Origin of the sequence: Anaerosporobacter sp., from assembly GCF_031551385.1 — a bacterium.
Classification (GTDB): Bacteria; Bacillota; Clostridia; order Lachnospirales; family Lachnospiraceae; genus Anaerosporobacter.
Window position 1 is genome coordinate 1 of sequence record NZ_JAVBNS010000117.1, and the last position, 4,881, is coordinate 4,881.

Annotated in this window: 6 protein-coding genes, 1 tRNA gene and 1 pseudogene; all 8 read left to right on the top strand. The window is 34.7% G+C overall.

Going from position 1 to position 4,881, the window contains the following annotated elements:
- Positions 1 to 224: pseudogene (locus tag RMR19_RS10455) on the top strand (DegV family protein); the annotation flags it as partial.
- A gap of 218 nt (positions 225 to 442) precedes the next feature.
- On the top strand, positions 443 to 1,855 hold the full coding sequence (locus RMR19_RS10460) for a glycoside hydrolase family 3 protein (protein WP_310603437.1): 1,413 nt from the start codon (positions 443 to 445) through the stop codon (positions 1,853 to 1,855).
- A 126-nt stretch (positions 1,856 to 1,981) separates the two neighbouring features.
- Positions 1,982 to 2,053 (top strand) — tRNA-Glu (locus tag RMR19_RS10465).
- 263 nt (positions 2,054 to 2,316) lie between these two features.
- Entirely contained in the window at positions 2,317 to 2,784 is a 468-nt protein-coding gene (gene rimP, locus RMR19_RS10470; protein WP_310603438.1) for a ribosome maturation factor RimP, read from the top strand.
- A gap of 44 nt (positions 2,785 to 2,828) precedes the next feature.
- Complete coding sequence (gene nusA / locus RMR19_RS10475) at positions 2,829 to 3,893, top strand: transcription termination factor NusA (protein ID WP_310603439.1); 1,065 nt, start codon at positions 2,829 to 2,831, stop codon at positions 3,891 to 3,893.
- A gap of 43 nt (positions 3,894 to 3,936) precedes the next feature.
- Positions 3,937 to 4,212: an RNase P modulator RnpM gene (gene rnpM / locus RMR19_RS10480; protein ID WP_310603440.1), complete on the top strand. Its 276-nt coding sequence runs from the start codon at positions 3,937 to 3,939 to the stop codon at positions 4,210 to 4,212.
- On the top strand, positions 4,208 to 4,549 hold the full coding sequence (locus tag RMR19_RS10485) for a L7Ae/L30e/S12e/Gadd45 family ribosomal protein (RefSeq protein WP_442871538.1): 342 nt from the start codon (positions 4,208 to 4,210) through the stop codon (positions 4,547 to 4,549). Before rnpM ends, RMR19_RS10485 begins: the two co-directional genes overlap by 5 nt.
- Positions 4,550 to 4,563: 14 nt before the next feature.
- Positions 4,564 to 4,881 (top strand): translation initiation factor IF-2 N-terminal domain-containing protein (locus RMR19_RS10490; RefSeq protein WP_310603442.1); only part of this gene is annotated, 318 nt, incomplete at its 3' end.

Consider the following 4,881-nt stretch of genomic DNA (forward strand, 5'->3'; position numbering starts at 1 on the left):
ATATAGCACAGGAACACTTCAAGAAAAGCGGCGAAAAAGTGGAAGACTATGCATTTGTTGTGGGGACAGGAATTGACTTTGAAGAAGCAGAAGGTTTCAGAGATATGGTTAATGAAAGTCTTGGAGTTAAAGTGCCTTCGATTGGACGTATTGGCGTTACAATTGGTACACATACAGGACCACATCCGATAGGTATGGGATTTATAAAAAAATATGATGCATAATAGAAAAGGACGACGACACCAACTTGGGGTTCCAAATGGTGTCGTCGTTTTTTCATTGGTTGAGGAGAACAATAAAATTTACGATAATATTTAGTAAAAGTATAACACAAAAAGAAAACCAAATATTGACAAAACAAGTAACATAGGTTACTCTATATAAGGAAGTAAAAATATGGCAATCAACAAAGATATAAAAGGAAAAAGAAGGGGTACAGGTTATGAGCAGAGAAAAAAATAGTGAAGATACTAATAAAAAGAACATAAAACGCTATTTGTGTATAATCATAATGGAGGTTTTGGCGCTTGGGTTGGCATTGATAATATTAGGGGAATATAAATTAAGTTCTGACAGTGCGAAAATCTCGAATAAGAAAAACAGTGAGAAGGCAGTGGAAACTTGTGTTGAATCGCTTGAGATAGAGAAAGATGAGAATGCTGTAGAAGAAAATGGATTGAAGGTGGTAACGCCAGAATCGACAGATAGTAAGGAAGCAAAAGACAGAGAAGAAAATACAGAAGAGAAAAATATAGAGAAAAAAGATGATATTACACAGAAGAATTTGACAAAAGAAGAGAAAGAGCAATTAGACAAGGTGAACGAGATAATTAAGAATATGACTTTAGAAGAAAAAATCTGCCAGATGTTTATTGTTTCGCCAGAGGAATTAACGAATTACAATAATGTAACTGCAGCGGGAGAGAACACGAAGAAGGCGATTGAGAAGTATCATGTTGCAGGAGTGGTTTATTTTTCAGGAAATATTAAAAGCGAGGAACAGCTTACAAAGTTGCTTGCGAATACACAGCAATATGCAACAGAAAATAATGGGATACCGATGTTTCTTGGAATTGATGAAGAGGGAGGCGATGTAGCAAGATTAGCGAATAATTCGCAGTTTAATGTTACAAAATTCAATAAGCTGTCAACGGTATCATCAAAAGAAGAAGCATACAAGATTGGTAGCACAATTGGTAAGTATTTAAGTCGTTATGGTTTTAATTTAGATTTTGCACCTGATGCAGATGTATTGACAAACAAGAAGAATACGGTTGTAAAGAATCGCTCTTTTGGTACATCGTCTAAGAAAGTGACACAGTATTCGAAGGTATATGCGCAGGGACTAAACGACAATGGAGTATGTGCTACCTATAAACATTTCCCTGGTCATGGAGCGACAGCGGGAGATTCACATGAAGGATATGCATATACGAATAAGGCATATGAGCAATTGGAGAAGACAGATCTAGTGCCGTTTATTGATGGAATTAAAGAGGGAATTGATCTGATAATGGTTGGGCATATATCAGTACCAAAGGTTATTGGAGATGATACGCCAAGTTCGTTGTCTAAGATAATGGTCACAGATATTTTACGTGAAAAACTAGGATATGAAGGTGTTGTTATTACAGATGCGATGAATATGGGGGCAATTAGCAAGAATTATACAGTTGAGGAATCTGCTACGGAAGCAATAAAAGCAGGATGTGATATTATTCTTATGCCAGCAGATTTTCGCAAAGCATATAATAGTCTGTTGAAATCTGTAAAGAGTGGTGACATTACGGAAGAGCGAATTGAAGAGTCTGTAAGAAGAGTGTTGTTATTAAAGCAAAAACGCTTGAATTGGTAGATGAGCTGTAATGAATTTATGAATGTTAAGTCATATATAAACGATTAAATATTCGTATTTTTTAAAAATATTCAAAAAAATACTTGCAAAACAAAATATTCTATGTTATGATTAACTACGTTGTAAGGCTCGTTGGTCAAGAGGTTAAGACGCTGCCCTCTCACGGCAGAATCACGGGTTCGAGTCCCGTACGAGCTGTTAATGAATGTAGACAAGAAAGAGTTTGAGGTTTATACCTTGAACTCTTTCTTGGTTTATAGAGAGATTCATTAGATGCATTTGGTTTGTAATTTGTGAATGTCAAGATTTTTTATAAAGTACTTGCTTTTGCCATGGAATAATGTTACAATGTAAATGTTATTTAAGTAATAGAATTTCAGCAAGAGTGGGCGTGAGTCCACTCTTTCATTATGTAGTTAAGAAATAAAAGTTGTTTTAGATGTAGAAAAGGAGCTGGTTTTATGGCAAGGAGAGAAGAATACGAAGCAATAACAGAACGTCTTCTAGAACCAATTTTAGAGGAAAATAATTTTGAGTTATATGATATTGAATACGTGAAAGAAGTTGGCAATTGGTATTTACGTGTATATATCGATAAAGAAGATGGTATCACAATTGATGATTGCGAATTAGTAAGTAGAGCGTTGAATGATTTATTAGATGAGAAAGATTTTATCTCTGATGCCTATATTTTTGAAGTAAGTTCACCAGGTCTTGGAAGACAGCTAAAGAAAGATAAACACTTTGCCAAAAGTATCGGTGAAGAGGTAGAGATTAAATTATATAAAGCGATAGACAAGAAAAAAGAATTCGATGGTATTTTAACTGCATTTGATAAAGATACAATTACAATTGAAATAGAAGAAGATAATACGATGGTATTAAACCGTTCAGAGATAGCAATGGTTCGATTAGCGCTTGATTTTTAATAAATTACAAGAAACGTAAATCGTTTAGAAAGTAGAGGAAAAAAATGAACTCAGAATTAATTGATGCTTTAAACCAAATAGAGAAGGAAAAAGACATTAGCAAAGAAATTTTACTTGAAGCAATGGAAAACTCTTTAGTTGCTGCCTGTAAAAATCATTTTGGAAAAGCAGACAATATCCGTGTAAACATTGACAGAGAAACCGGAGAAGTTACTGTATATGCAGAAAAGGAAATTGTAGAAGAAGTAACAGACAAAATCACACAAATCAGTGAGGCAGAAGCAATTCTTCGTTTTCCTAAGAACAATGTTGGAGATATCGTTCATATCGAAGTTACACCTAAAAACTTCGGACGTATCGCAGCACAAAAGGCAAAACAAGTAGTAGTACAAAAGATTCGTGAAGAAGAAAGAAAAGTATTGTTTAATCAATACTATGGTAGAGAAAAAGATATTGTTACTGGTATTGTACAACGTTATACAGGCAATAATGTAAGTATTAATTTGGGTAAGGTAGATGCTGTTTTAACTGAGAATGAACAAGTTAAGGGAGAACGTTTCAAACCTACAGATCGTATTAAACTATATGTGTTAGAAGTAAAGGATACTACAAAAGGACCAAGAATTACAGTATCAAGAACACATCCAGAATTGGTTAAGAGATTATTCGAAGCAGAAGTAACAGAAGTAAAAGATGGTACTGTAGAAATCAGAAGTATTTCAAGAGAAGCAGGTTCAAGAACAAAGATGGCAGTATTCTCAAACGATTCGAATGTAGATCCAGTTGGTGCTTGTGTAGGTCTTAATGGTGCAAGAGTTAACGCAATTGTTAATGAGCTTAGAGGTGAAAAGATTGATATTATTAACTGGAGTGATGATCCAGCAGTTTTAATTGAGAATGCATTAAGCCCAGCTAAAGTTGTTTCTGTTTCTGTTAATGTGGAAGAGAAAACAGCGAATGTAGTAGTTCCAGATTATCAATTATCATTAGCAATCGGTAAAGAAGGTCAAAATGCTAGATTAGCAGCTAGATTGACAGGATATAAGATTGATATTAAGAGTGAATCACAAGTTGGTGGTGGAAGCGAATCAAACGTTGAAGAGCAATAATTTATTATAGAATAAAAACGTAATACACTTAGGAAGTGATTAAATGAAAACAAAGAAAATACCATTGCGACAATGTGTTGGATGTGGTGAAATGAAAACAAAAAAGGAAATGCTTCGTGTTATTAAAACACCAGAAGATGAAATCGTTATCGATGCAACCGGAAAGAAAAATGGAAGAGGGGCATATATGTGTGGTTCTTTAGAATGTTTTTCAAAAGCGGTAAAAAGCAGAGGTTTAGAGCGTTCTTTAAAAGTGAGTATTCCAAAAGACGTATATGAACAATTAGAAAAGGAGTTGGTAGATCTTGGAGCAAATTAAGACGGAGGTGCAGCATGACTCTAATACAAGAAACAAGATACTATCTTATATTGGAATAGCAACGAAGGCTGGGAAAGTAGCAAGCGGAGAGTTTTCTACTGAGAAAGCAGTTAAAGAACATAAGGCAGAGCTGGTTATCGTAGCAACAGATGCGTCGGATAATACCAAAAAGATGTTTACCAATATGTGTACTTACTATAAAGTGCCGATTTACTTTTTTGGTGAGAAGGCGGAGCTAGGTCATGCAATGGGTAAAGAGATGAGAGCCTCTTTAGCAATGTTTGATAAGGGCTTGGCCAATGCAACACAAAAACAACTTGAAAATGTAGTGGAATAGCGGAGGTAGTAAGTATGTCGAAAATTAAAATTTATGAATTGGCGAAGGAATTAGATAAGTCTAATAAGGATATTATTTCGTTCTTACAAGAAAAAGGAATTGAAGTGAAGAGTCATATGAACAGCATTGAAGGTGATGCAGTACGTATGGTTCGTGAGAAATATACTACTTCAGCGCCAGCGAAAGAAAGCGAGCCAGCTAAGAAAGTAGAAACTACGACTGCTTCGCCTTCACAGGAGAAAAGAATGAATAACAATGGACAAAATAATCAAAATAATAACGGACAAAATAACCGTAATAATAACTCAAATAATAACCAAAACAATAATATA